Here is a 22,749-nt window from a genome sequence, read left to right on the forward strand (position 1 = left end):
CGCGTGCCGCCGGTCGCGCGTCTCGTCGAACAGCACCCCCATCACCTCGTACGCGGTGTCGAGCCCGATCAGGTCGAGCAGCGCGAACGGCCCCATGGGCAGCCCCACGCCCAGCCGCATCGCGGCGTCTATGTCGTCGCGCCCGGCCACGCCCAGCTCCATGAGCACGGCGGCCTGGTTCAGATAGGGCAGGAGCAGCCGGTTGACCACGAACCCGGCCCGGTCGCCCACCGCCACGGCCGTCTTGCCCAGTCTGCCCGCCAGCGCCGTGATGTCCGACACCACCCCGGGCGCGGTCACCACCGTCCCCACGACCTCGACCAGCCTCATCACCGGCGCGGGGTTGAAGAAGTGCATGCCGACCACCCGGTCGGGGCGGCCGGTGGCGGCGGCGATGGCGGTGACGGACAGGGAGGAGGTGTTGGTGGCCAGCACGGTCTCGGGCTCGCAGATCCGGTCGAGGTCCTTGAACAGCGAGATCTTGTAATCGAGGATCTCGGGAATCGCCTCGACCACCAGGTCGACGTCCCGCAGGTCCTCGCGCGAGGTGGTCAGCGTGATGCGGCCCAGGATCTCGTCCCGCTGCCCCGGCGCCAGCTTCCCCCTGTCGACGGCCTTCCCGGTGGAACGCTCGAGATGCCCGCGCCCCCTGGCCAGCGCCTCGGCGTCGGCCTCGACCCCGATCACCCGCAGCCCGGCCCGCGCGAACACCTCGGCGATCCCGGCCCCCATCGTGCCGAGCCCGACCACTCCCACCCGTTCGAACGCCATGCGTCCAGTTTTCCAGAGCCGCTAAGGTGGAGCGTCATGCGGCTGGTCATCGCGCGATGCAGCGTGGATTACATAGGACGGCTCACGGCGCACCTGCCGATGGCCCCCAGGCTTGTACTGATCAAGGCGGACGGGAGCGTGAGCATTCACGCCGACGACCGCGCCTTCAAGCCGCTCAACTGGATGAACCCGCCGTGCAAGCTCAAGGAGGACGGCGAGACCTGGACGGTCACCCACGGCAAGACCGGCGAGAAGCTGGTCCTGACGATGGCCGAGATCCTCCACGACTCCAGCCACGAGCTCGGCGTCGACCCTGGGCTGATCAAGGACGGGGTGGAGGCCCATCTGCAGGAGCTGCTCGCCGAGCACATCACGACGCTGGGGGACGGCTATTCGCTGATCCGGCGGGAGTACATGACGGCGATCGGGCCGGTGGACATCCTGTGCCGGGACGCGGTGGGGGCGACGGTGGCGGTGGAGATCAAGCGGCGGGGGGAGATCGACGGGGTCGAGCAGCTGACTCGCTATCTTGAGCTGCTCAATCGCGACCCGCTGCTGACACCCGTGCGCGGCGTCTTCGCCGCCCAGGAGATCAAACCCCAGGCGCGGGTCCTTGCCACGGATCGCGGCATCGACTGCGTCACCTTGGACTACGACGCTCTGCGCGGCATCGAACCCGAGAACCCCACTCTTTTCTGATCTGTCACGGCTGCGCCACACCCTTCCACGCCACCAGGAGGTGTCTTGGGTGGTGATCATCTGGTGGGCCTGCCGGGCGGGACGCTTGCCGGCAGTGTGGTGAGGATGAATCCGCGCGGTGGCTGTGTCGAACTGCGCAACATCATCCGTAGGCGACGATGGGACGGACGCGATGCCTCTTGAGGGCGAGTACGAGCCGAGTCCGGCGCAGTGGGTGCGCGAACAGGTCGAGCTGTACGAGAGCTCGGACGGCACGCAGGGGACAACGCTCTGGGACACGGGACTGCCCGTCGTCATAATCACGACGCGCGGCGCGAAGAGCGGCAAGATCCGCAAGATCCCGCTGATGCGCGTGGAGCACGAGGGACGGTACGCGGCCGTGGCCTCGAAGGGCGGTTTCCCGAGTCACCCGGTCTGGTACTTCAACATCAAGGCCGACCCACACGTGGAACTCCAGGACGGGCCCGTACGCCTGGACATGACGGCCCGTGAGATCACCGGGGACGAGAAGGCCGAGTGGTGGGAGCGCGCGGTCGCCGCGTATCCGCCGTACGCCGAATACCAGGAGAAGACCGATCGGGTGATCCCCGTCTTCGTGCTGGAGGCGGCGGCCGGGAGCTGATCGGCTACTGAGACCGGAACGCATGAGCACCGCGTCACGAGCACCACACGCGTCACGCGCCGCAGACGGTCAGGTGGGCGTAAGGCCTGGGTGGTGGCGTTTGGCCTAGTAAGGGGTGGCTTACCGGATTATCGTGGCGCCATGAGGACGCTGACGTTCGACTCACTCAACCCGGCGACCGGCGAGATCGTCGGCAGTCACCCCAAGCACACCCCCGACGCCGTCCACGAGGCCGTCGGGCGGGCGGAGGAGGCGGCCGGGTGGTGGGCCGCCGTCGGGCCGGCTGAGCGGAAGAAGCGGCTGCTGGACTACAAGGCGGTCATCACCCAGAACCTCAGGGACCTCGCCCGGCTGGTCCATGAGGAAACCGGCAAGCCGGTGGGTGACGCCACGCTGGAGATCGTGCTGGCCATCACCCACCTCGACTGGGCCGCACGCAACGCGCGCAAAGTCCTGGGCCGCCGACGCGTCAACACCGGCATGATCGGCCTCAACCTGGCCGCCACGCTCGAATACCTCCCTCTCGGCGTGGTCGGAGTGATCGGCCCGTGGAACTACCCGGTCTTCACCCCGATGGGCTCCATCGCCTACGCGCTGGCGGCCGGCAACGCCGTCGTGTTCAAGCCCAGCGAGCTCACCCCGGGCATCGGTGTGCGCCTCGCCGAGCTGTTCGCCGAGGCGGTGCCCGAACAGCCCGTGTTCCAGGCCGTGACAGGGCTGGGCGAGACCGGGGCGGCGCTGGCCGGCGATCCGAGGGTCAAGAAGGTGGCGTTCACCGGGTCCACCGCCACGGCCAAGCGCGTCATGGCCGCCTGCTCCGAGAACCTCACGCCCATCGTGGCCGAGTGCGGCGGCAAGGACGCGTTCATCGTGGACGCCGACGCCGACCTCGAGAAGGCCGCCGACGCCTGCCTGTGGGGCGCGATGTCCAACGCGGGCCAGACCTGCGTGGGCGTCGAGCGCGTCTACGTCGTCGACGCCGTCTATGACAGTTTCATGCGCGAGCTGTCCGACCGGGCGACAAAGGTGAAGGCAGGCGAGGACTACGGGCCGATCACGATGCCGGGGCAGGTGGACATCATCAAGCGGCACATCGATGACGCCGCCAAATCCGGAAAAGTCGTGACCGGTGGGCCTGGATCCGTACGCGCCCCGTACGTGGACCCCGTGATCGTCGAGGACGTGCCGGAGGACTCCCCCGCGGTGCGCGAGGAGACGTTCGGCCCGACCATCACCGTCCGCCGCACCCGCGACGCCCAGGAGGCCCTGGAGCTGGCCAACGCCTCCGCGTACGGCTTGGGCGGGACCATCTTCTCCGGGAACACGCGCAGGGCCATGGAGCTCGCCCGCATGATGCGTACCGGAATGACCGCCATCAACTCGGTCATCTCGTTCGCCGGCGTGCCGGCGCTGCCGTTCGGCGGGGTGGGCGATTCGGGGTTCGGGCGGATACACGGAGCCGACGGTCTACGCGAGTTCGCCAGGCCCAAAGCCATCTCCCGTCAGCGCTTCGCGATGCCCGGGATGAACCTGACATCGTTCACCCGGGGGCCCGCCGAACTTGAGCGGCTGATCAGGCTTGTCACGTTCTTGCACGGCCGACGTAAAAGTTAATCTTCTTACCCTTTCCCAAAACGGATCATCCGTCCATAATTGTGTGCTCTGGGGGCCACGATCATGTTGGACGGGTGGAATGTGAACCGGTCTTACCGGGGAATGTCAGCTGAGCAAAGACTGGCAGACAGACGCGAGCGGCTGATGACGGCCGCGTACACGCTATACGCCAAGCCGGGGTTCACGGCGACGACCATCGAAAGGCTGTGCTCGGAGGCGAGGATCTCCAACCGCGCCTTCTACGAATGTTTCGGCGGGCGCGAGGAGCTCCTTCAGGCGTTACACGAGCGCTGCGTCGACGAAAGCCTCGCGGTCGTGACCAAAGCCGTCCAGGAGGCGCCGAAGACACTTGACGACAGAGTCAAGGCCGGGATTCAAGCCTATATCGAGTTCACTACGGCGGATTGGCGGCGCGCCCGCATCATGCACGTCGAGGTACGCCGCTCGGGAGATGTCCTGACACAGTCCCGTCAGCGCTCGGTGGACTCGTTCGCGCGGCTCATCGAGGAGGCGTCCGCCGATTTCGCACAGACCACCAGGTTGAATCGGCGACTGGTGGCACTCGGTGTAGTTGGAGCGCTACAAGAGTTGCTCATCGAATGGCTGCACGCGGACGAGCAACCGCCGATCGACGAACTCGTCGACGTCGCGGTGCACATCTTCGCCCAGAGCCTCGGCACACCCTGAGTATTCGAGAACCATTTCCAGCGGTCAGCCCGAAAACTGCATTCTGGCTAACCCAAGAAAGAGCGGGCAACGGCTGATCGTCGCCCGCTCCGATATGTCACATCAGGCCACCGCGGCAGCCGGAACCTCTACATGCAGGACCCGATTCAGCCGGGTCACCGCCAGGATCCGCATGATCCTCGGTGGCACCCCCCGAAGAACGAGGCGGCGTTGCACGCTCAGCGCGCGCCTATGCGAGCCCACCAGCACCCCGAGACCGGTCGCGTCGATCATCTCCAGTTTGGAGAGATCCAGGATCAGGTCACCTTCGCCGGAGTCGAGAGCCTTGTGCAGCCGCTCCCGCACCCCAGCGGAGGTGCCGGCGTCGAGCCTGGCACCGATCCGTACCACCTGGGCACGTGGATTGCCCCGGACTCGCATGCCACCTCCTCAGTCAGATACGCAGCGTAGTCACTGCCATGCGCAGGGCTCTCATCGAGCTGAACCCTGTGCAGTCTTGTCTCCCCTACCCACCTATCGGAATTGACACGACTGCTTTCAGCAGGAACTCTCCGTCTTCCGTAGGGTGGGCGCTCACCTTGCCGCCCACGGCGGCCATACGCTCCCCCATGCCCGTCAGCCCGCTCCCCAGATCCGCGGCCTGCCTCCGCGCCACGCCGTCGTTGCGTACGCTCAGCTCCGCCTCCTGCGGGGTGAAGCGGATCGTGATGTCGCAGAACGTCGCGGTGCTGTGCTTGAGCACGTTGGTCACCGCCTCGCGAACCGCGTAGGCGAACGCCGGCGCCACCTCGTCAGGCAGCTCGCCATAGGGTATGCGCAGCTCGCAGCGGACGCCCGCCGCTTCGAGCACTCCCTTCACGCTATTCAGCTCAGCTGCCAAGTCAAGCTCGCGGTAGCCGCGCACGGCCTGCCGCAGCTCCTTGAGCGCCTTCCTGGTCAGCGCGTTCACCTCGGCCATCTCGGCCTTGGCCGCCCCCGTGTCCACGTCCGACAGCCGTACGGCCAGCTCGGTCTTGACCGCGATGGCGGAGAGCTGGTGCCCCACGAGGTCGTGCAGGTCCCTGGCGAAGCGCAGCCGCTCCTCGGCCAGCGCCAACCGCGTGTGCGCCTCCCGCCCCTCATGAGCCTGTACGGCGAGCGACCAGATCCACACCCAGACCCTGTTGGACGGCGGCACTATCGCGCACCAGATCCCGTAGGTCAGCGTGTAGAAAGCGAGGCCAACGCCCACGGGCAGGTCCATGCCCATGATGGGCGTGCCGGTCGCGAGAGCCAGGCCGCCGAGCGCGACGCCGGCCGCCCACGCGCCCGCCGCCATCGACCAGGACCTGCGTCTGGGGATCTCGAGCGTGGCGACGCCCAACCAGCACATGAGCACGAAACCCCAGCCGAACGGGTCGGCCCCGCCCAGGACCGCCGTGACCAGCGCGAGAACCGCCGCCACCACCACCTGCCTGGTGGGATAGCGGCGGTGGTCCAGTATCTCGTTGAGTATGCGCGAGCAGTACCACGTGAAGCAGATCGCGGCGATCAGCGCGGGCACAGCACGCCACCACTGAAACCTTCCCTCGACGAACATGATCGCGGTCGCCATCGCGATGAGTAACCACATCACGACGAAGTTCGAGATCAGCACCTTCCAGGTGAGGCGGCGTGCCCGCGTGATCTCGTCCATCTAGCCCGCGCGCAGCACGTCGCCGAGCTTGAGCCTGGCCCCGGTCCGCAGCACGGCCCGCTGGTAGATCTTGGCGCCGAAGCCCAGCACCGCGAGCACGGCCAGCGCCATGGCCGCCATCGACAGTCCCGCCTGCCACAGGGGCACCTCGGTCGCGGCCATCCGCACCGGCATGACCATGGAGGAGAACGGCGGCACGTACGACACGACCGTGGCCAGCGTGCCGGTCGGGTCATCGGTCGCGTAGAAGGCCACGAGGTACGTGAGCATGATGACCATGGTCAGCGGCGTCATCACGGTGCTCACCTCCTCCTGGCGCGAGACCAGCGAGGCGAGCGCGGCCGCCAGCGTGGCGAAGAACGCGTACCCGAGAATGAACCACACCAGCACCCCGGCCAGCACCCCCGGGATCCCGGGCGGGAAGTCGGAGGCGAGTCCGGAGGCCGAGGCCGAGACGAACCCGACGAACAGGATCGTGACCAGGTTGATCAGGCCGACCACGCCCAGCCCGATGATCTTGCCGCCGAGCAGCTGCCACGGCCGCAGCGTCGAGAGCAGGATCTCCACGATCCGGCTCCCCTTCTCCTCCACCACGCCCATGGCCACCATCATGACCTGGCCCATGAGAAGCATGAAGAGCACCAGGACGAGCACCACCGCGATCCCGGCGCGGGCCGCCTCGTAACGCGTGTCGGCGCCCACGGACTCCATCTTCAGCGGCGGGATCGACACGCCGGCGGCGCCGAGCCTCACCTCGCGGTTGACGCTCTGCAGCAGCACGCCGAGCTGGCTGTCGATCTCACCGTCCGTCAGCACCCTCGTGCCGTCGACCAGCACCGCGTCCACGTCCCCGTCGAGCACGGCCCTCTTGGCGGCGGCCTCGTCGGGGAAGCCGCGCCACTCGACCTTCGCGTCCGGCGCGGCGGCCTGCAGCGGCAGCTGCTGGGAGTTGACGGTGCCCAGCGTGTACGAGTCCGGCCCGCCCATCACCTTGGGCGCGAAGGACACCGCCGCCACCAGCAAGGCTGTGATGATCAGACCGATCGCGAACCCCTTGGTCCGCACCTGCGTGGTGATCTCCCGGCGGGCGACCAGCATCAGCCCGTTCACGCCACGGCCTCCTTGAAGATCTCGGTGAGGGTCGGCCGCTCGACCCCGAAGTGCTCAACGTGCCCTGCCTTCGCGGCGCGCCGCAGGATCTCCTGGTCGTCCCCGCCGTCGTCGGTACGCAGGACGTGCCTGTCGCCATTCACGGTGACCGTGCCGGGCAGGCCGTCAGCCCAGCCGGGGGCCGGGTCGCGTACGACGACGCGCAGCGTGTTGCCCTCGGCCGCCCGCAGGTCGGCCACCGTGCCCGTGGCCACCATCCGGCCCGCCGAGACGATGCCCACCGAGTCGCACAGCCGCTCGACCAGCTCCAGCTGATGGCTGGAGAAGATCACCGGCACGCCGCCCCTGCACCGCTCCTGCAGAGCCGTGGCCAGCGCGTCCACCGCGATCGGATCGAGCCCGGAGAACGGCTCGTCCAGCACCAGCACCTCCGGCTCGTGCACCAGCGCCACGGCCAGCTGCACGCGCTGCTGGTTGCCCAGCGAGAGCGCCTGCACGGCGTCGCCCCTGCGCTCGGTCAGCCCGAGCCGCTCCAGCAGCTCGTCCGTGGCCTTCTTCGCGGCAGCGGGGCTGAGCCCGTGCAGGCGGCCGAAATATTCGATCTGCTCGGCGACGCGCATCTTCTGATAAAGCCCTCGCTCCTCTGGCATGTAGCCGAAGCGCCGCCGGTCGTCGTAGCCGAGCGGCCTGCCCTGCCAGCTCACCGAGCCGGAGTCGGCCTGGAGCACCCCCATGACGATGCGCATGGTCGTCGTCTTGCCGGCGCCGTTCGCGCCCACGAACCCGAACATCTCGCCGGGCCGTACTGAAAAGCTGATCCCGTCCAGGGCGACCTTGCCTTCGGGGGCGCCGGGCCCACCTCCGAAGCGCTTACGCAGCTCGCTGATCTCGAGCATCAGGTCATCTCCTTTGTCATGGGTCAATCGTGTCGTCGGCGGCGTTCGCCCTGCTAGTCGCGGAAATCACGGCCCTAGTATGGATCCCGCGTCCCTTTCTGATGACATTTGTCATTACGCTGATGCCATGACGCGCGCCGACAAGGACAAGCCGGTCGTCCTCTCCCGGATCTACACCCGCGCGGGCGACGACGGCACCACCGCGCTGAGCGACATGAGCAGGGCGTCCAAGACCGATCCCCGGCTGGCCGCCTACGCCGACGTCGAGGAGGCCAACGCCCACCTGGGGCTCGCGCTCTCGCACGGCACGCTGCCCGCGGACCTCGTGGAGGTCCTGGTCCGGATCCAGAACGAGCTGTTCGACGTGGGGGCCGACCTGGCCACGCCGGTCGTGGAGAACCCGGAGTTCCCGCCGCTGCGGGTGGAGCAGTCGTACATCGACCGGCTGGAAGAGCAGTGCGACCGCTTCAACGCCGAGCTCAAGCCCCTGCGCAGCTTCGTGCTCCCCGGCGGCGACCCCGCCACGGCCGCGCTCCACGTGGCCAGGGTGACGGTCCGCAGGGCGGAACGCACCACGTGGGCGGCCCTGCAGGCCCACGACGACATGAACGCGCTGACGGCGAAATATCTCAACCGCCTGTCGGACCTGCTCTTCATCGCCTGCCGGGTCGCCCACGGGGGCAACGAGATCCTCTGGAAACCGGGCGGCACCCGCTGAGCGACCTCCGGCCGGAGCCGGGCGGCACTCGCGAGGCGACGTCCACGTAGGCGCCGGGCCGCACCCGCTGCTAGGCGACGTCCAGGTAGGCGCTGGGCGGCGCGGACTCCAGCCACGCCAGGAAGCCGGTCAAGGCGTCGGCGCTCATCGCGAGGGAGATCCCGCGGGTCGTCCCGCCGCAGTCGACAGCGAAAAGCCCGCCGTCGATCTCACGGCGGGCGGAAATGACGAGGCCGCGCCTCGCGATCGCGTGGCGCGGCCTCAGTCGGACGCCCAAGAGCGGAATCCAGTGGAGCTCCCCGTCGGCGTAGCGGGCTACCCCGCTCTGCCAGCCGCGGTCGCCCACACGCAGGCGACACGGTACGCTCCCGCGCGAGCGGGCCAGCGTGATGCCTCGCAGGACTATGAGGGCGGCAAAAGCTACGAGAATCAGAACCGTCGCCACCATGCCGCCCCCCAGAGCCCCGCTTGTAATTATTAAACCTCTTCGCCCGCCGCGCGGAGCCGAGCCCTGGCACGCTTGGCCTCGATTGCCGCGTCGGCGTCTTCCTGGTTGGCCTCGATCGAGGCCTGCGCCCGGTCGAGAGCGTCACGGGCAGCCGCGACGTCGACCTCGGAACCGAGCTCGGCCACCTCGGCGAGCACGGAGACCTCGTCGTCGGCCACGGAGATGAAACCGCCGTGCACCGCAGCCACGAGGTCGCCCTCGCCCTCCCGCTTCACGCGCAGCACGCCGCCCTCGACGAGAACGCCGAGCACAGGTGCGTGTTGCGGCATAATACCGATCTCGCCGTCCACGGTCTTGGCAATCACCATGTCGGCCTCGCCCGACCAGATCTCACGCTCTGGTGAGACAACCCCTACTCGTAGCTTCGCCACTTTTGTAGGTTCCTTTCCGATCTGGTGGTGGCACGGCTTGCGTCACCGCACCACCACCCTAGGGCGACTTACCGGCGCTCGAGGTCCTTGGCCTTGGCCACAGCCTGCTCGATGCCACCGACCATGAAGAACGCCTGCTCAGGCAGGTGGTCGTACTCACCCGCGCACAGGCCCTTGAAGGAGGCGATGGTCTCGTCCAGCGGGACGGTCTCGCCCGGCTGGCCGGTGAACGCCTCGGCGGCGTACATCGGGTGCGACAGGAAGCGCTCGATGCGGCGGGCCCGCTGGACGGTGACCTTGTCCTCCTCGGACAGCTCGTCGATACCGAGGATCGCGATGATGTCCTGGAGCTCGCGGTACTTCTGCAGGATCCGCTTGGTCTCCTGAGCCACCCGGTAGTGCTCCTCGCCCACGATCTGCGGGTCGAGGATCCGGGAGGTGGAGTCGAGCGGGTCCACCGCCGGGTAGATGCCCTTCTCCGAGATCGGCCGCGAAAGAACGGTCTGCGCGTCGAGGTGCGCGAACGCGTTGTGCGGCGCCGGGTCGGTGATGTCGTCCGCGGGCACGTAGATCGCCTGCATGGAGGTGATCGAGTGACCACGCGTCGAGGTGATGCGCTCCTGGAGCACACCCATCTCGTCGGCCAGCGTGGGCTGGTAACCCACGGCGGACGGCATGCGGCCGAGCAGCGTGGAGACCTCGGAACCGGCCTGCGTGAAGCGGAAGATGTTGTCGATGAACAGCAGCACGTCCTGCTTCTGCACATCGCGGAAGTACTCCGCCATGGTCAGCGCCGACAGGGCGACCCGCAGACGGGTGCCCGGCGGCTCGTCCATCTGGCCGAAGACGAGCGCGGTGTCCTTGAGGACGTCCGCCTCCTCCATCTCCAGCCAGAGGTCGTTGCCCTCACGGGTGCGCTCGCCCACACCGGCGAAGCACGAGGTGCCACCGAAGTTGCGGGCGACCCGGCGGATCATCTCCTGGATCAGAACGGTCTTGCCCACGCCGGCGCCGCCGAACAGGCCGATCTTCCCACCCTGCACGTACGGCGTGAGCAGGTCGATGACCTTGATGCCCGTGACGAGCAGCTCGGTGCGGGACTCGAGCTGGTCGAACGCCGGCGACGGCCGGTGGATGCCCCACCGCTCGGAAATCTTGAGCGAGGAGGTCGGCACGTCGAGCGTCTCGCCCAGCGCGTTCCACACGTGACCCTTGACCACGTCGCCGACCGGCACCGAGATCGGGCCGCCGGTGTCCTCGACCGCCTGGCCGCGGACCAGGCCGTCGGTGGGCTGCATCGAGATGGTCCGGACCAGGTTGTCGCCCAGGTGCTGGGCGACCTCGAGGGTCAGGGTCTTGTTCTCGCCGCCGAGGGTCACCTCGACCTTGAGAGCGTTATAGATCGCGGGCATCGCCTCGACGGGGAACTCCACGTCGACGACGGCGCCGGTGACACGAGCCACGCGGCCCGTGCCGGCCGCCGCGGCCTCTACGTTTTCAACAGCCTCTGCAGTCATTTCACTCTTTCCCCGCTGCGGCGTCAGCGAGCGCGTTGGCGCCACCGACGATCTCGCTGATTTCCTGGGTGATCTCGGCCTGGCGAGCCTGGTTCATCTCCTGGGTCAGCAACCGCATCAGCTCGTTGGCGTTGTCGGTCGCGGACTTCATCGCGCGCCGCCGCGCGGCCTCCTCCGAGGCCGCGGACTGCAGCAGCGCCGTGAAGATGCGCGACTCCACGTAACGCGGCAGCAGCGACTCCAGCACGTCGCCGGCCGTCGGCTCGAACTCGAAGTACGGCGGGATCGCGGTGGCCTCCGTCGCCTCGGTCTCCTCGACCTCCAGCGGGAGGATCCGCTTGACCACGACGTTCTGGGTCAGCATCGAGACGAACTCGGTCGAGACGATGTGGATCTCGTCGATCCCGTTCTCGTCCTTGAACGAGTCGATCAGCGTCTGCGCGATCTCCTTGGCGTCGGCGTAGGCCGGCTTCCTGGAGAAGCCGACCCACTGGCCGCCCATCTCGCGGTGGCGGAAGCTGTGCCAGGTGACACCCTTGCGCCCGGTGACGAACGGCACCACGGTCAGTCCGCGCTGCTCCAGCAGCCCGCGCAGGGCCTCGGCCTCGCGCAGCGCGTTGGCGTTGAAGCCGCCGCAGAACCCACTGTCGCTGGTGACGATGAGCACGCCCGCCTTGGCGGGGTTCTCCTTCGCCACCGTCAGCGGATGGTCGACGCTCGCCGCGTTGCTGACGACGCCTGTGACGGCGCGAGTGATCTCACGCTCGTAAGGCAGCGCCGCCTGCATCCGCTGCTGCGCCCTCACGATCCGTGAAGAGGCGATGAGCTCCTGGGCGCGCGTGATCTTCGCGGTCGACTTGACCGAGTTGATCCGCCGCCGCAGCAGCCTGAGCTGGGCTCCCATGACCTACTTCTCCGCCGCCGGACGGACGACCTTCTTGATCTTCTCCTGGCCGACCTCCTGGGCCTCCAGCGGGGCCACCGGCTCGTCCTTGACCAGCAGCTCGCCCGACGACGTGGTGAAGCCCTTCTTGAACTCCGTGATGGCGTCCTTCAGAGCGGTCACCGTGTCGTCCGAAAGGTCCCTGGTCTCGCGAACGGTGTCGAAGATCCCCTTGTGCGAGGCCTGGATGTAGTCCAGGAACTCCGACTCGAAGCGGCGGACGTCCTCGATCGGCACGTCGTCCAGCTCACCCGTGGTGCCCGCCCAGATCGAGGCCACCTCGCGCTCCAGCGAGAACGGGCTGTACTGGGGCTGCTTGAGCAGCTCGACGAGCCGCTGGCCGCGCTCGAGCTGGGCCTTGGACGCGGCGTCCAGGTCGGAGGCGAAGGCCGCGAAGGCCTCCAGGTCACGGTACTGCGACAGCGACAGACGCAGCGTGCCCGCGACCTTCCGCATGGCCTTGGCCTGCGCGGAGCCACCGACTCGGGACACCGAGACGCCGACGTTGATGGCGGGCCGCACACCGGCGTTGAACAGGTCGGTCTCGAGGAAGACCTGGCCGTCGGTGATGGAGATGACGTTGGTCGGGATGAAGGCCGAGACGTCGTTGCCCTTGGTCTCGATGATCGGCAGGCCGGTCATCGAGCCACTGCCCATGTCGTCGGAGAGCTTGGCGCAGCGCTCCAGCAGACGGGAGTGGAGGTAGAAGACGTCGCCGGGGAAGGCCTCACGGCCCGGCGGGCGGCGCAGCAGCAGGGAGACGGCGCGGTACGCGTCCGCCTGCTTGGTCAGGTCGTCGAAGACGATCAGGACGTGCTTGCCCTGATACATCCAGTGCTGACCGATCGCCGAGCCGGCGTAGGGCGCGATGTACTTGTAACCAGCGGGGTCGGAGGCGGGGGCGGCGACGATGGTGGTGTACTCCATCGCGCCGGCCTCCTCCAGGCGAGCGCGCACCTGCGCGATGGTCGAGCCCTTCTGGCCGACCGCGACGTAGACGCAGCGGACCTGCTTGGTGGGGTCACCAGAGGCCCAGTTCTCTCGCTGGTTGAGGATCGTGTCGACGGCGATCGCGGTCTTGCCGGTGCCACGGTCACCGATGATCAGCTGGCGCTGACCACGGCCGATCGCGGTCATGGCGTCGATCGCCTTGATGCCGGTGGCCAGCGACTCCTTGACGGGCTGCCGCTGGACGACGGTGGGGGCCTGCAGCTCGAGGGCGCGAATGGCCTCGGCCTCGATGGCACCCTTGCCGTCGAGCGGGTTGCCCAGGGGGTCGACCACGCGGCCGAGGAAGTTGTCGCCGACGGGCACGGACAGGACCTCGCCGGTCCTGCGGACCGTCTGGCCCTCTTCGATGCCGCTGAACTCACCCAGGATCACGGCACCGATCTCGCGGGTGTCGAGGTTAAGTGCCAGGCCGCGCGTGCCGCCCTCGAACTCGAGCAGCTCGTTCGCCATCGCCGAGGGAAGGCCGGAGACATGGGCGATGCCGTCGCCGGCGTCGACGACGGTCCCGATCTCCTCGCGCGCGGCGCCTTCCGGTTCGTACGCCTGGACGAAGCGCTCAAGCGCGTCCCGGATCTCGTCCGGCCGGATCGTAAGCTCCGCCATCTCTACTCTGTCTCCCTATTCGCCTAGCCGGCCAACCGGCGGCGGACTTCTTCGATTCGTCCCACAATGGTGGTGTCGATGATCTCGTCGCCGATGCGGACCGAGAACCCACCGAGCACTCGCTTGTCCACCTCGACGTTCAGGTGCACGTCGCGGCCGTAGGAGGCGCTCAGCCACGCCGCCAGGCGCTGCTTCTGCCCCTCGGTCAGCTCGACCGCGCTGCGCACCACCGCCACGAGGCGCTGGCGCTGCGCGGCCACGAGGTAGCCGACCTCCTCCAGCCCTGCTTCCAGGCTACGCCCACGCGGATGCACCGCGACCTGCGTAATCAGGCGCAGGGTGGTCGGCGCGACCTTGCCGCCGAGCAGGTCGCGCAGCAACTGCTCCTTGCCCGGCGCGGGTGCGGCCTGGTCGGCGAGCGCGCGACGCAGGTCGGGGTTGGCGGCGACGATGCGGCCGAAGCGGAAGAGCTCGTCCTCCACATCGTCCAGCCTGGACTGGCCCTCTGCCTCCGCGGCCGCGGCGACGACGCCGAGCCGTTCGAGCACGTCGGCCAGGTCACCGGTGCGCGACCACCTGGCCGCGACCGCGCCCTCGGTGGTGGCGAGGGCCGCCTCGCTGACCTTGCCCTCGAGCAGCGCGTGCACGGTGGCCGCCTTCTGCTCCCCGGACCTGGCCGGGTCGGAGAGGGCACGGCGCAGGCCGTGCTCGCGGTCGAGCAGATCGGCGACCGCGAACAGCTCGTCGGAGAGCGTACCGAGGTCGGCACTGCCTGCGACCGCGTTGAACCGCTCCTCGACCTCGGCCAGCGACGTCCTGCTCAAACCGCGCATCAGCGCACCGCCTGCGGCGAGGACTCGAGCTCGTCGAGGAACCGGTCGACGATGCGGCTCTGCCGGACCTCGTCCTCGAGGGACTCGCCGACGATGCGGCCGGCCAGATCGGTCGACAGGCGACCGATCTCGGTGCGGAGCTGGGCGAAGGCGGCCTGGCGGTCCGCCTCGATCTGCGTGTGGGCCGCCTCGACGAGACGGCGGGCCTCGGCCTGCGCCTCCTCGCGGAGCTCGGCCTTGATCTGCGCGGCCTGCTCGCGAGCCTCCTCGCGCAGCCTGGCCGCCTCGTGCCTGGCCTCGGCCAGCTGGTCGCGGTACTGCTGCTGCAGGGCCTGCGCCTCGGCCTGGGCCTCCTCGGCCCTCTTGATGCCACCCTCGATCGCGTCGGTCCGCTCAGCCAACGTCTTCTGGATGCGCGGCATGAGGATCTTGCCGACGACGAAGAGGACGACGAAGAACGAGAAGATACCGACGACGAGCTCGTAGGCATGCGGGATGAGAGGGTTGGCGGCCCCCTCCTCGGCGAGGATCGTAGCTGCCTTGTACGTCATGAGTGCAGCCTTTCGTCAGAAGGGCGCGTTACTTGATGCCCTGGAAGATGAACGGCGCGACCAGGCCGATCAGGGCGAGGGCCTCGGTGAGGACGAAGCCGAGGAGCATGTTCTGGCGGATCAGGCCGTACGCCTCCGGCTGGCGGGCGATGGCCTGCACGCCCTGACCGAAGATGATGCCGACGCCGATGCCGGGGCCGATGGCGGCGAGACCGTAACCGATGGCGGTGACGTTGCCGGAGACCTCAGCGAGAACGCTCATTACTGTTATTCCTTTACTGGACGGCCGGTGAAGCGGATTCTCACCGGTCATGGATATTCCGGTATGTGGGTTCTCAGTGCTCTGGGTGCAGCGAGCCGCCGATGTACATGGCGGCCAGCATCGCGAACAGGAACGCTTGCAGGAACTGGATGAACATCTCGAAGCCCGTGAGGATGATGGTCATGATCACGCCGATCACGCCCACCCCGGCGCCGAGCGGCGTCAGCTTCTCGAAGAGGAACCAGAAGCCGACCATGCTGAAGAAGGCCAGCAGCATGTGGCCGGCGAACATGTTGGCGAAGAGTCGGACCGCGTGCGTGAAGGGCGCGATGATCAGGTTCGACAGGAACTCGATCGGCGAGAGCAGCACGTAGATCGGCTTGGGCAGTCCCGGCGGGAACATCATGTTCTTGAAGTAGCCGAGCGCGCCCTGGTGCTTCATGCCCAGGTAGACCTTGAGCACGTAGATCGAGAGCGCGAGCACGGCCGGGAAGGCGATGTGCGAGGCCACCGGGAACTGGAGCACCGGGATGACGCCCATGATGTTCCAGAGGAGAACTGTGAAGAAGAGCGTCACCAGCAGGCCCATCCACCGGTCGGCGTCCTTGCCCAAGAAGGGCCGGGCGACCTGGTCGCGGACGAACATGTAGCCGTATTCGGCGACGTTCTGGACACCCCGGGGCACGACCTTGGGATTGGCGAAGGCCGCCCAGCAGAACCCGATCACGACGATCGAGGACAGGAGCGCGAGAAGAACCGGCTTGGTGAGCCAGTCCACCCCCGGGACGATGGGGGGGAGATTGAACAGTTCTTCTGGAGTCGGTGCCCCGAACTGATCGCTTGGAGGAGCGAGGACCGTCAGCGCCTTCACGCGGCGTTCCCTTCAACGTCGAAATGGATCACAAGAGATTCCTCAGCGAAGTGCTCGCTGTGTCGGGCTAGCGACCGAACTTCCGGTAGACCAGGTAGCCGCCGAGCACGACCCCAAGGACCACGCCTATGGGGAAGAACGCGGACATGTCCAGCCAACGGTCCAGCAACCACCCGATGCCTCCGTAGAAGGCCATCCCTGCGAGCAGATAGCTGGGGACTGACCACATGGCATCGGCGAAGTCGCGACCGTCCTCTTCTGGTCGGCGTTCCTTTGCGCTCATCGCGGCCCTGACGATAGCAGGCAAGTAGAGGACTAGTCATATCGGACCCCGTCCCTTTACCAGCCTTCATGAGTCGCCCTTTCCGGGGACCCGGGCCTCGGGGTCGACGTACAGCATCTTGGTCTTCATGAACGCGCGCACTTCGAAGCCCGTCCAGACCAGCGTGCAGACCACGACCGACCAGGCGAAAGCCTGGGTGTTCCAGGCCGTGGTGCCACGGAACGAGGCCAGCACCACCATAATGGCGACGACTTTGACGAGGTAGCTGACCATCGCCGCGATCGCCATCATCTGGGGGGAGACCCGTGCGGCATAGGACACCGCTACCACGCTGATGCTGAAGAAAACCCCGACGAGCAAAGTGCCGATCGCGGCGCCCAGCGCTCCCTTGCCGCCACTTATCAGGAGCGAAACGGCCACGGCGACCACTCCGACCGCCAGGGTCGGGATCGCGGCGCTCTTGAGTACGCGCACGTCGTTGGCCTGCATTAATGCTCCATCAACATGTTATCAAGCGAGCGTTTGCTACCTCCAGAGCCGGTGCATCTGGAGTCCCTGCTCGTGAAAGATATCACAAGCTCACGGAAGACCGCTTTTACCTGCCGTTTCCAGTTCGCGATCAAGAACGGCTTGGAAAGACCGGAATGCCCGGATTCCCCTCGGCGCTCGCACGCTCGCGCGAGGCGCCTCCGGAGGGCGGCGCCTGCCGCTTGACCTGGGGATCCTCCGGAAGGATCGGCGGCATCGGCCCGGTGGGCGGACCACCGTCGTCGTCGGGATTGTCGGGCGTCGCGGCGTGTACCCCGCCCCTGCCCCGCCAGCGCGGCATCGCCATCAGAACCAGCACGGCGAGCGCGAGCACGATGACGGCAGGGAACATCAGGACGGGCACACCGACCCAGGACAGGCCCACGACGAGGAACGAGAACAGGAACGTCCACGCGTACATGATCAGCACCGAACGCCGGTGCGAGTGGCCGATGTCCATCAGCCGGTGGTGCAGGTGACCGCGGTCGGGCGCGAAGGGGGACAGGCCCTGTGACGTGCGCCGTATGACCGCGGTTATCAGGTCGATCAGCGGCAGCACCAGGACGGCCGCCGGGATCAGCAGCGGGACCAGCACCGGGAACTCGTTCATGTCCACGATGGCCGTGGTGTCGACCGGCGTCACGGTGACGATCGAGGAGGCGAGCACCAGGCCGATCAGCATGGCTCCGGTGTCGCCCATGAAGATCTTCGCGGGGTGGAAGTTGTGCGGGAGGAAGCCCAGGCACGTGCCGATGAGGACGGCGACGATGGCCGCCGTGGCGGTGATGTTACTTCCGGAGATCTTCTGCGAGATGATGATCGAATAGACCCACGTGGCCATGGCCGCGATGCACACGATCCCGGCCGCGAGCCCGTCGAGTCCGTCGACGAAGTTGACCGCGTTGATCGTCACGACCACGACCAGGATGGTGATGATCGTGCTGAGCGTGTAGTCCACGCTGGTCGGACCGCCCCAGGCCTCCGGCAGCGGGATGGAGGTCAGCCGCATCCCGAAGAAGACCAGCACCCCGGCCGCCGCGACCTGCCCGGCGAGCTTGATGAAGGCGTCCATGCCCCACCAGTCGTCGAGGAAGCCGGTGAACGTGATGAGCCCGCCCGCGATGATCAACGCGGGCACCACCTGGGCTCCGGTGCCCGCCAGCGCCTCGCTCGAGTGGGTGAGCCGGTCGGCCAGCAGCAGCCCCACGACCAGCCCGCCGTACATGGCGAGGCCGCCCAGCCTGGGCGTCGGCGTGGTGTGCACGTCGCGATCGCGAATCTCCGGCATGGCGCCGATGCGGATGGCAAAACGGCGCACCAGCGGAACCAGCAGGTAGGTGACCGCCGCCGATATGAGCGCCATGAACAGGTATTCGCGCACGGACCTAGTTTCCCGGATCATCCGGCCTGCTGGGGCCGGAAAACGACACAGACCAGCTTAATATTCGCTGAGATATGGCTGATGGATGGCAAGAAGCGCCGAGACTCTATCCCGAATCTCCCTGGCCGAACCCGGTTGGCGCACTGCCCGGGTCACCAGGGTTCCCACCTCTTTCAGCTCCTCGGGGCCCATGCCCTGGGTGGTCACGCACGGCGTGCCGACGCGGATCCCCGACGTGATCGCCGCCAGCTCGGGATCGTACGGGATCACGTTCCGGTTGAGCGTGATCCCCGCCGCGGCGCACCTGGTCTCCGCCTCGGCGCCGGACACGTCGAGTTCACGCAGGTCGATCAGTGCCAGATGGGTGTCCGTGCCGCCGGACACGGGCCGCATCCCCTCCCCGGCCAGCGCTTCCGTCAGCGCCTGCGCGTTCACGATCACGCGCCTGGCGTAGTCCGCGAACTCCGGCCGCATGGCCTCCGCGAATGCCACCGCCTTGGCCGCCACCACGTGCATCAACGGCCCGCCCTGGATGAACGGGTACACCGCCCGGTCGATCTTCTTGGCCAACTCCTCCGTGCACAGGATGGCCCCTCCGCGCGGTCCGCGCAGCGCTTTGTGGGTGGTGAGCGTCACGACGTCCGCGTGCGGCACCGCCGACGGGATCGTGCCGCCCGCCATCAGCCCGATCGTGTGCGCCACATCGGCCATCAGCCACGCCCCCACCTCGTCCGCGATGCCGCGGAAGACCGTGAAGTCGATCAGCCTCGGGTACGCCGTGGCTCCGCACACGATGAGCTTCGGCTGGTGCCGCAGGGCCAGGTCCCTGACTTCGTCGTAGTCGATGAGTTCGGTGTCCCGTCGCACCCCGTACGACACGACGTTGAACCATTTACCCGAGAAATTCACCTTGGAGCCATGGGTGAGATGGCCGCCGTGCGACAGGGCCATGGCCAGCATGGTGTCGCCGGGCTGCAGGAGCGCGGCGTAGGCGGCCAGGTTCGCCGAGGCGCCGGAATGAGGCTGGACATTGGCGTGCTCCGCCCCGAACAGCTCGCGCGCCCGCTGCACCGCCAGCCGCTCGGCCCGGTCCACGACCTCACAGCCGCCGTAGTAGCGCCTGCCCGGGTAACCCTCGGCGTACTTGTTGGTGAGGGTCGAGCCCATCGCGGCCAGGACGGCGGGCGACGTGAAGTTCTCGCTCGCGACCAGTTGGAGATTGCCCCGCTGCCGGTCCAGCTCATCGAGCAAGACCTGTGCGAGCTCCGGGTCCTGCTTCCGCAGCAGGCCGAAGTCGGGGCCGTAGTAGGGTTCCTCACCCATTTTCCCAGGGTACGACCTGCTGTCCGTTTCTCCCAGCCGCGGGGTGCCTCCCACGCACGAGAACCCCGCCGAAGTACGGTGACGCGCCTGGTGCGTGCTACTGGAACGCGTGCGGCGCGTTGGCCGTCGTCTGGATCCACCTGGGGGTGTCGGCCGCCTCGTCGCTGATCGTCGTGAGCACGTTGTGGCGGTAGACGGCGAGCCTGGTGCGCCACTCGCGGATGTCCTGGACGTAGCGCTCGCCCACAGGCGCGTCCCACGTCTGAGGGCTCTTGGCCAGGCCGTACGCCTTGTCAAGTGCCGTTCTGAGGGCCTCCAGCTGGGGCAGGACGGTGTTCCACGCCACGACCAGGCGCTGGTAGTCGGGGTTGAACTCCCAGGCCCTCTGAGGGCTGTCCAGGGCTCCCGAGGCGCTGACCGGCGGGGTCTCGTTGGGGTCCCTTGGCCTGGGCGCCGGGGGGTCGACGTACATCACGCGCTCCTTTCCGGCGTGCCGGGGTCTATCTCGCCCTGCGGGCCGTCCGGCTGGATGTGCCTGGGTGCCCACTCACCCTTGCCGTACTCGCCCGGCGGGACCTCGACGGAGGGCATGTCGAGGGGCTGGATGTCGCGGTGGTGCTCCACGACCGTCCTCAGCGCGTCCAGGCTGGGCGGGGCGACGTCCACGGAGACGACGTCGCTGCCGTCGCTTGCCCAGGTGTTGACGTTCGATGCCGCGGTTTCCGGCCCGTACGCGATCTGCACCTGGATCGAGGGGTTGGTCGGCGGGATCGTGACGGGTGCCCCTTGGCCTCCCGCCCGCTGGTCACCCGTACCTCCTGCCCCCTGATCACCGGCTCCCCGGACGCCCGTCCCCTGCCCGTCACCCGCCCCTTGGCCCACCCCGTCGCCCGAGGGCCGGTCGGGTGTGACACCCGTGCCGCCCGGCGTGGTGTCGGCGCGACCCGGGGTCGTGTCCGTGCCACCAGGCGTGGTGTCCGTACCGCCCGGCGTGGTGTCGGCACGACCTGGCGTGGTGTCCGTGCCACCCGGGGTCGTGTCCGCGCCACCCGGCGTGGTGCCGGAGGCGCAGGCGTCGTCGTTCGTCCCCGCAGTGGGGGCCGTCCCGTCCGTGGGCGTGGTGTCGTAGCCGGACGTCTCCGACAGGCCCGGCATGTCCAGCGGCGGGATCTCGCGGTGATGGCCCACCACCGTCTTCAGCGCGTCCAGGTTGGGCGGGGTGGTGTCGGCGGAGACCACGTCGCTGCCGTCGTTGGCCCAGGCGTTGACGTCGGCGGCGTGGGTCGTCGCGCCGTCGGCGGGGAGCTTCGGCATCTCCGCCGCCTGGACCTTGTCGGCGTTCTGGAGCAGGTCTTCCAGTTGCTCGGCCGTGGGCGGGTCGATGGGTATCTGCAGGACCTTGACGCCGTCGACCTCCACGATCTGCGGTTTGCTCACGTCCTGCTGGTCATTGGCCGGGGTGCCGGTCGTGCCGCCGTCCGCCTCGGCGCCGCGGTCGCGCCGGCTGTCCAGGTCGTCGTCCTTGGGCTGGTCAACAGGCTGGTCAACGGGCTGATCACCGGTCTTGTCCCCGGTCCCGGTGTCCTTGGCGCCGTCGCACGTCTTCCCATCGCCATCGGAGTCCGTCTTGCCGTCGGCGTCGGCCTTGGCACCGTCCCCGGTCTTGCCATCCGCGTCCGTCTTGGCACCATCGCCGGTCTTGCCATCCGCGTCGGTCTTAGCACCGTCACCGGTTTTCCCGTTTTTCCCGTCGGCGTCGGTCTTGGCACCATCGCCGGTCTTGCCCTCGGCGTCGGTCTTGGCACCATCGCCGGTCTTGCCCTCGGCGTCGGTCTTAGCACCGTCACCGGTCTTGGCTTCCTCGCCCGTCTTGGTGTCGTCGTTCTTCGGGGGAGTCTCGTCGGCCCGTGGATTGTCGTACTTGCCCTGATCCCCGCGCACGTCCTTGGGCTCGTCGTCCTGCGTGGACCCCGCCCCCGTCCCCGGAACGTCGCCCCGCGGCTGGTCGACCCGCTTCTCCAGCACCCCGAGCCGGACGTTGACGTCCTTGACCATCGCGTCGACCGAGTCCGCGACCTGGGCGGGGCGGTGGGTGGTCACGGCGGACAGCTCAGCCCGTTGCATGGCGAGCCTGACCCGGTCCTCGGCCGCGCGCATCTGCGTGGCCGCGTGTTTCACCTCGGTCAGCAGGTCACGGACCAGCTTCGGATCCATGCCGTCGAACTTGCCCATGGGCCACTCCCGGACGTAATCGCCGCTCCGGGCCTCACCGTAATCTTGGCCGGAGGGCGATCGCAGCCGGGATAAGCAGACGGTATACGTCAGTCCTCGGTGGCGACGTACCCGATGATGCCGCGCAGCTTCTCCACCGGGATCGCACCGCGACGCAGCAGCCTGGGCACGGCCGTGGTGAGGTCGATGATGGTGGAGGGCGTGTTGTCGGTGGTCTTGCCGGCGTCGAGGTAGACCGCGACCGACTCCCCGAGCTGCTCCTCGGCCTCCTCCGCCGTGGTGGCGGCGGGGGCGCCGGAGCGGTTGGCGCTGGAAACGGCCATGGGGCCGGTCTCCTTGAGCAGGTCGAGCGCCACGGGGTGGAGCGGCATGCGTACGGCCACCGTGCCCTTGGTCTCCCCCAGGTCCCAGGAAAGGGCCCTGTTGGCCTTGCAGACCAACGTGAGCGGCCCAGGCCAGAAGGCGTCTATCAAGTCCTGCCCGTACGGCCCGAGGTCGTCTATGAGCGCTGTGGCGGCTCTGACGGTGCCCACGAGCACGGGCGGCGGCATCTCGCGGCCCCGCCCCTTGGCGTCGAGCAGCGCGGTGACCGCCGACGGCGTGAACGCGTCGGCACCGATGCCGTAGACGGTGTCCGTCGGCAGCACCACGAGATCGCCACGGCGCACAGCCGCGGCGGCCTCCGTCAGGCCCTCGGTCCGCTGCTCCAGGTCGGAGCAGTCAAAGCGTCTTCCCACGGT

The 22,749-nt window shown here is 68.1% G+C and carries 26 protein-coding genes; 5 read left to right on the forward strand and 21 right to left on the reverse strand.

What is annotated here, in order from left to right:
• On the reverse strand, nt 1-771 hold a 771-nt coding region (locus AB0J09_RS19325; RefSeq protein WP_360692400.1), incomplete at its 3' end, for a 3-hydroxyacyl-CoA dehydrogenase family protein.
• Nucleotides 772-807: 36 nt separating this feature from the next.
• Here AB0J09_RS19325 and nucS point away from each other — a divergent pair.
• From nucS to AB0J09_RS19345, 4 genes are all read left to right on the forward strand, one after another.
• Entirely contained in the window at nt 808-1,470 is a 663-nt protein-coding gene (gene nucS, locus AB0J09_RS19330) for an endonuclease NucS (protein ID WP_360692403.1), read from the forward strand.
• A gap of 172 nt (nt 1,471-1,642) precedes the next feature.
• Nucleotides 1,643-2,092: a nitroreductase family deazaflavin-dependent oxidoreductase gene (locus AB0J09_RS19335; RefSeq protein WP_360692406.1), complete on the forward strand. Its 450-nt coding sequence runs from the start codon at nt 1,643-1,645 to the stop codon at nt 2,090-2,092.
• A gap of 141 nt (nt 2,093-2,233) precedes the next feature.
• Nucleotides 2,234-3,706 carry an aldehyde dehydrogenase family protein gene (locus AB0J09_RS19340; RefSeq protein WP_360692409.1) on the forward strand — a complete coding sequence of 491 codons (1,473 nt, stop codon included), beginning with the start codon at nt 2,234-2,236 and terminating at the stop codon, nt 3,704-3,706.
• A 144-nt stretch (nt 3,707-3,850) separates the two neighbouring features.
• Entirely contained in the window at nt 3,851-4,393 is a 543-nt protein-coding gene (locus AB0J09_RS19345; RefSeq protein ID WP_360692412.1) for a TetR/AcrR family transcriptional regulator, read from the forward strand.
• A gap of 102 nt (nt 4,394-4,495) precedes the next feature.
• On the opposite strand, the gene AB0J09_RS19350 is transcribed toward AB0J09_RS19345, so the two are convergent.
• The 4 genes from AB0J09_RS19350 to AB0J09_RS19365 form a co-directional block, all read right to left on the reverse strand.
• The gene (locus tag AB0J09_RS19350; RefSeq protein ID WP_138720739.1) at nt 4,496-4,813 is read right to left on the reverse strand and encodes an STAS domain-containing protein; all 318 of its coding nucleotides are present in this window, start codon (nt 4,811-4,813) and stop codon (nt 4,496-4,498) included.
• Between the two features lie 85 nt (nt 4,814-4,898).
• A complete protein-coding gene (locus AB0J09_RS19355; protein WP_360692416.1) occupies nt 4,899-6,068 on the reverse strand; it encodes a histidine kinase in 1,170 nt (389 codons plus the stop codon).
• Nucleotides 6,069-7,178, reverse strand: a complete 1,110-nt coding sequence (locus AB0J09_RS19360) for an ABC transporter permease (RefSeq protein WP_360692419.1) — start codon at nt 7,176-7,178, stop codon at nt 6,069-6,071. It lies immediately after the preceding gene.
• Nucleotides 7,175-8,074, reverse strand: a complete 900-nt coding sequence (locus tag AB0J09_RS19365) for an ATP-binding cassette domain-containing protein (RefSeq protein WP_360692422.1) — start codon at nt 8,072-8,074, stop codon at nt 7,175-7,177. The genes AB0J09_RS19360 and AB0J09_RS19365 overlap by 4 nt, the downstream gene beginning before the upstream one ends.
• Before the next feature lie 127 nt (nt 8,075-8,201).
• Here AB0J09_RS19365 and AB0J09_RS19370 point away from each other — a divergent pair, with 127 nt between their 5' ends.
• Nucleotides 8,202-8,792, forward strand: a complete 591-nt coding sequence (locus AB0J09_RS19370) for a cob(I)yrinic acid a,c-diamide adenosyltransferase (RefSeq protein WP_360692425.1) — start codon at nt 8,202-8,204, stop codon at nt 8,790-8,792.
• A gap of 70 nt (nt 8,793-8,862) precedes the next feature.
• Here the strand turns inward: AB0J09_RS19370 and AB0J09_RS19375 are convergent, their stop codons facing one another.
• The 16 genes from AB0J09_RS19375 to AB0J09_RS19450 all read right to left on the reverse strand — a co-directional run bounded on the left by AB0J09_RS19375 (nt 8,863) and on the right by AB0J09_RS19450 (nt 22,746).
• Complete coding sequence (locus tag AB0J09_RS19375) at nt 8,863-9,240, reverse strand: DUF2550 domain-containing protein (protein ID WP_360692428.1); 378 nt, start codon at nt 9,238-9,240, stop codon at nt 8,863-8,865.
• Nucleotides 9,241-9,269: 29 nt separating this feature from the next.
• Nucleotides 9,270-9,671: a F0F1 ATP synthase subunit epsilon gene (locus tag AB0J09_RS19380; protein WP_043616272.1), complete on the reverse strand. Its 402-nt coding sequence runs from the start codon at nt 9,669-9,671 to the stop codon at nt 9,270-9,272.
• Between the two features lie 68 nt (nt 9,672-9,739).
• On the reverse strand, nt 9,740-11,188 hold the full coding sequence (atpD, locus tag AB0J09_RS19385) for a F0F1 ATP synthase subunit beta (RefSeq protein ID WP_360692432.1): 1,449 nt from the start codon (nt 11,186-11,188) through the stop codon (nt 9,740-9,742).
• Between the two features lies 1 nt (nt 11,189).
• On the reverse strand, nt 11,190-12,092 hold the full coding sequence (locus AB0J09_RS19390) for a F0F1 ATP synthase subunit gamma (protein WP_360692435.1): 903 nt from the start codon (nt 12,090-12,092) through the stop codon (nt 11,190-11,192).
• A 3-nt stretch (nt 12,093-12,095) separates the two neighbouring features.
• Complete coding sequence (atpA, locus tag AB0J09_RS19395) at nt 12,096-13,745, reverse strand: F0F1 ATP synthase subunit alpha (RefSeq protein ID WP_360692438.1); 1,650 nt, start codon at nt 13,743-13,745, stop codon at nt 12,096-12,098.
• A 23-nt stretch (nt 13,746-13,768) separates the two neighbouring features.
• A complete protein-coding gene (locus AB0J09_RS19400) occupies nt 13,769-14,578 on the reverse strand; it encodes a F0F1 ATP synthase subunit delta (protein WP_360692441.1) in 810 nt (269 codons plus the stop codon).
• Complete coding sequence (locus AB0J09_RS19405) at nt 14,578-15,129, reverse strand: F0F1 ATP synthase subunit B (protein WP_360692444.1); 552 nt, start codon at nt 15,127-15,129, stop codon at nt 14,578-14,580. The genes AB0J09_RS19400 and AB0J09_RS19405 overlap by 1 nt, the downstream gene beginning before the upstream one ends.
• Nucleotides 15,130-15,157: 28 nt before the next feature.
• The gene (gene atpE, locus AB0J09_RS19410; protein WP_036327412.1) at nt 15,158-15,391 is read right to left on the reverse strand and encodes an ATP synthase F0 subunit C; all 234 of its coding nucleotides are present in this window, start codon (nt 15,389-15,391) and stop codon (nt 15,158-15,160) included.
• Nucleotides 15,392-15,464: 73 nt separating this feature from the next.
• Entirely contained in the window at nt 15,465-16,169 is a 705-nt protein-coding gene (gene atpB, locus AB0J09_RS19415; RefSeq protein WP_360692448.1) for a F0F1 ATP synthase subunit A, read from the reverse strand.
• A gap of 160 nt (nt 16,170-16,329) precedes the next feature.
• Nucleotides 16,330-16,545 carry an AtpZ/AtpI family protein gene (locus tag AB0J09_RS19420; protein WP_360692451.1) on the reverse strand — a complete coding sequence of 72 codons (216 nt, stop codon included), beginning with the start codon at nt 16,543-16,545 and terminating at the stop codon, nt 16,330-16,332.
• A gap of 66 nt (nt 16,546-16,611) precedes the next feature.
• Complete coding sequence (locus tag AB0J09_RS19425) at nt 16,612-17,034, reverse strand: hypothetical protein (protein WP_360692454.1); 423 nt, start codon at nt 17,032-17,034, stop codon at nt 16,612-16,614.
• Between the two features lie 130 nt (nt 17,035-17,164).
• On the reverse strand, nt 17,165-18,475 hold the full coding sequence (locus AB0J09_RS19430) for an MraY family glycosyltransferase (RefSeq protein WP_360692457.1): 1,311 nt from the start codon (nt 18,473-18,475) through the stop codon (nt 17,165-17,167).
• A 36-nt stretch (nt 18,476-18,511) separates the two neighbouring features.
• Nucleotides 18,512-19,777, reverse strand: a complete 1,266-nt coding sequence (gene glyA, locus AB0J09_RS19435; RefSeq protein ID WP_360692460.1) for a serine hydroxymethyltransferase — start codon at nt 19,775-19,777, stop codon at nt 18,512-18,514.
• A gap of 97 nt (nt 19,778-19,874) precedes the next feature.
• Nucleotides 19,875-20,249: a hypothetical protein gene (locus tag AB0J09_RS19440; protein ID WP_360692464.1), complete on the reverse strand. Its 375-nt coding sequence runs from the start codon at nt 20,247-20,249 to the stop codon at nt 19,875-19,877.
• Nucleotides 20,249-22,009, reverse strand: coding sequence for a hypothetical protein (locus tag AB0J09_RS19445; RefSeq protein ID WP_360692466.1), 1,761 nt, complete (start codon nt 22,007-22,009; stop codon nt 20,249-20,251). The genes AB0J09_RS19440 and AB0J09_RS19445 overlap by 1 nt, the downstream gene beginning before the upstream one ends.
• A gap of 89 nt (nt 22,010-22,098) precedes the next feature.
• Nucleotides 22,099-22,746 carry an L-threonylcarbamoyladenylate synthase gene (locus tag AB0J09_RS19450; protein WP_360692469.1) on the reverse strand — a complete coding sequence of 216 codons (648 nt, stop codon included), beginning with the start codon at nt 22,744-22,746 and terminating at the stop codon, nt 22,099-22,101.
• Nucleotides 22,747-22,749: the final 3 nt, after the last annotated feature.

Origin of the sequence: Nonomuraea sp. NPDC049784 (genome assembly GCF_040659615.1) — a bacterium.
In the GTDB taxonomy this organism is placed as follows: Bacteria; Actinomycetota; Actinomycetes; order Streptosporangiales; family Streptosporangiaceae; genus Nonomuraea.

Coding starts and splice junctions, on each gene's coding strand:
- nucS (WP_360692403.1), top strand. CDS start 808: ATGCGGCTGGTCATCGCGCGATGCAGCGTGGATTACATAGGACGGCTC.
- AB0J09_RS19335 (WP_360692406.1), top strand. CDS start 1,643: ATGCCTCTTGAGGGCGAGTACGAGCCGAGTCCGGCGCAGTGGGTGCGC.
- AB0J09_RS19340 (WP_360692409.1), top strand. CDS start 2,234: ATGAGGACGCTGACGTTCGACTCACTCAACCCGGCGACCGGCGAGATC.
- AB0J09_RS19345 (WP_360692412.1), top strand. CDS start 3,851: ATGACGGCCGCGTACACGCTATACGCCAAGCCGGGGTTCACGGCGACG.
- AB0J09_RS19350 (WP_138720739.1), bottom strand. CDS start 4,813: ATGCGAGTCCGGGGCAATCCACGTGCCCAGGTGGTACGGATCGGTGCC.
- AB0J09_RS19355 (WP_360692416.1), bottom strand. CDS start 6,068: ATGGACGAGATCACGCGGGCACGCCGCCTCACCTGGAAGGTGCTGATC.
- AB0J09_RS19365 (WP_360692422.1), bottom strand. CDS start 8,074: ATGCTCGAGATCAGCGAGCTGCGTAAGCGCTTCGGAGGTGGGCCCGGC.
- AB0J09_RS19370 (WP_360692425.1), top strand. CDS start 8,202: ATGACGCGCGCCGACAAGGACAAGCCGGTCGTCCTCTCCCGGATCTAC.
- AB0J09_RS19375 (WP_360692428.1), bottom strand. CDS start 9,240: ATGGTGGCGACGGTTCTGATTCTCGTAGCTTTTGCCGCCCTCATAGTC.
- atpD (WP_360692432.1), bottom strand. CDS start 11,188: ATGACTGCAGAGGCTGTTGAAAACGTAGAGGCCGCGGCGGCCGGCACG.
- AB0J09_RS19390 (WP_360692435.1), bottom strand. CDS start 12,092: ATGGGAGCCCAGCTCAGGCTGCTGCGGCGGCGGATCAACTCGGTCAAG.
- atpA (WP_360692438.1), bottom strand. CDS start 13,745: ATGGCGGAGCTTACGATCCGGCCGGACGAGATCCGGGACGCGCTTGAG.
- AB0J09_RS19400 (WP_360692441.1), bottom strand. CDS start 14,578: ATGCGCGGTTTGAGCAGGACGTCGCTGGCCGAGGTCGAGGAGCGGTTC.
- AB0J09_RS19405 (WP_360692444.1), bottom strand. CDS start 15,129: ATGACGTACAAGGCAGCTACGATCCTCGCCGAGGAGGGGGCCGCCAAC.
- atpE (WP_036327412.1), bottom strand. CDS start 15,391: ATGAGCGTTCTCGCTGAGGTCTCCGGCAACGTCACCGCCATCGGTTAC.
- AB0J09_RS19420 (WP_360692451.1), bottom strand. CDS start 16,545: ATGAGCGCAAAGGAACGCCGACCAGAAGAGGACGGTCGCGACTTCGCC.
- AB0J09_RS19425 (WP_360692454.1), bottom strand. CDS start 17,034: ATGCAGGCCAACGACGTGCGCGTACTCAAGAGCGCCGCGATCCCGACC.
- AB0J09_RS19430 (WP_360692457.1), bottom strand. CDS start 18,475: ATGATCCGGGAAACTAGGTCCGTGCGCGAATACCTGTTCATGGCGCTC.
- glyA (WP_360692460.1), bottom strand. CDS start 19,777: ATGGGTGAGGAACCCTACTACGGCCCCGACTTCGGCCTGCTGCGGAAG.
- AB0J09_RS19440 (WP_360692464.1), bottom strand. CDS start 20,249: ATGTACGTCGACCCCCCGGCGCCCAGGCCAAGGGACCCCAACGAGACC.
- AB0J09_RS19445 (WP_360692466.1), bottom strand. CDS start 22,009: ATGGGCAAGTTCGACGGCATGGATCCGAAGCTGGTCCGTGACCTGCTG.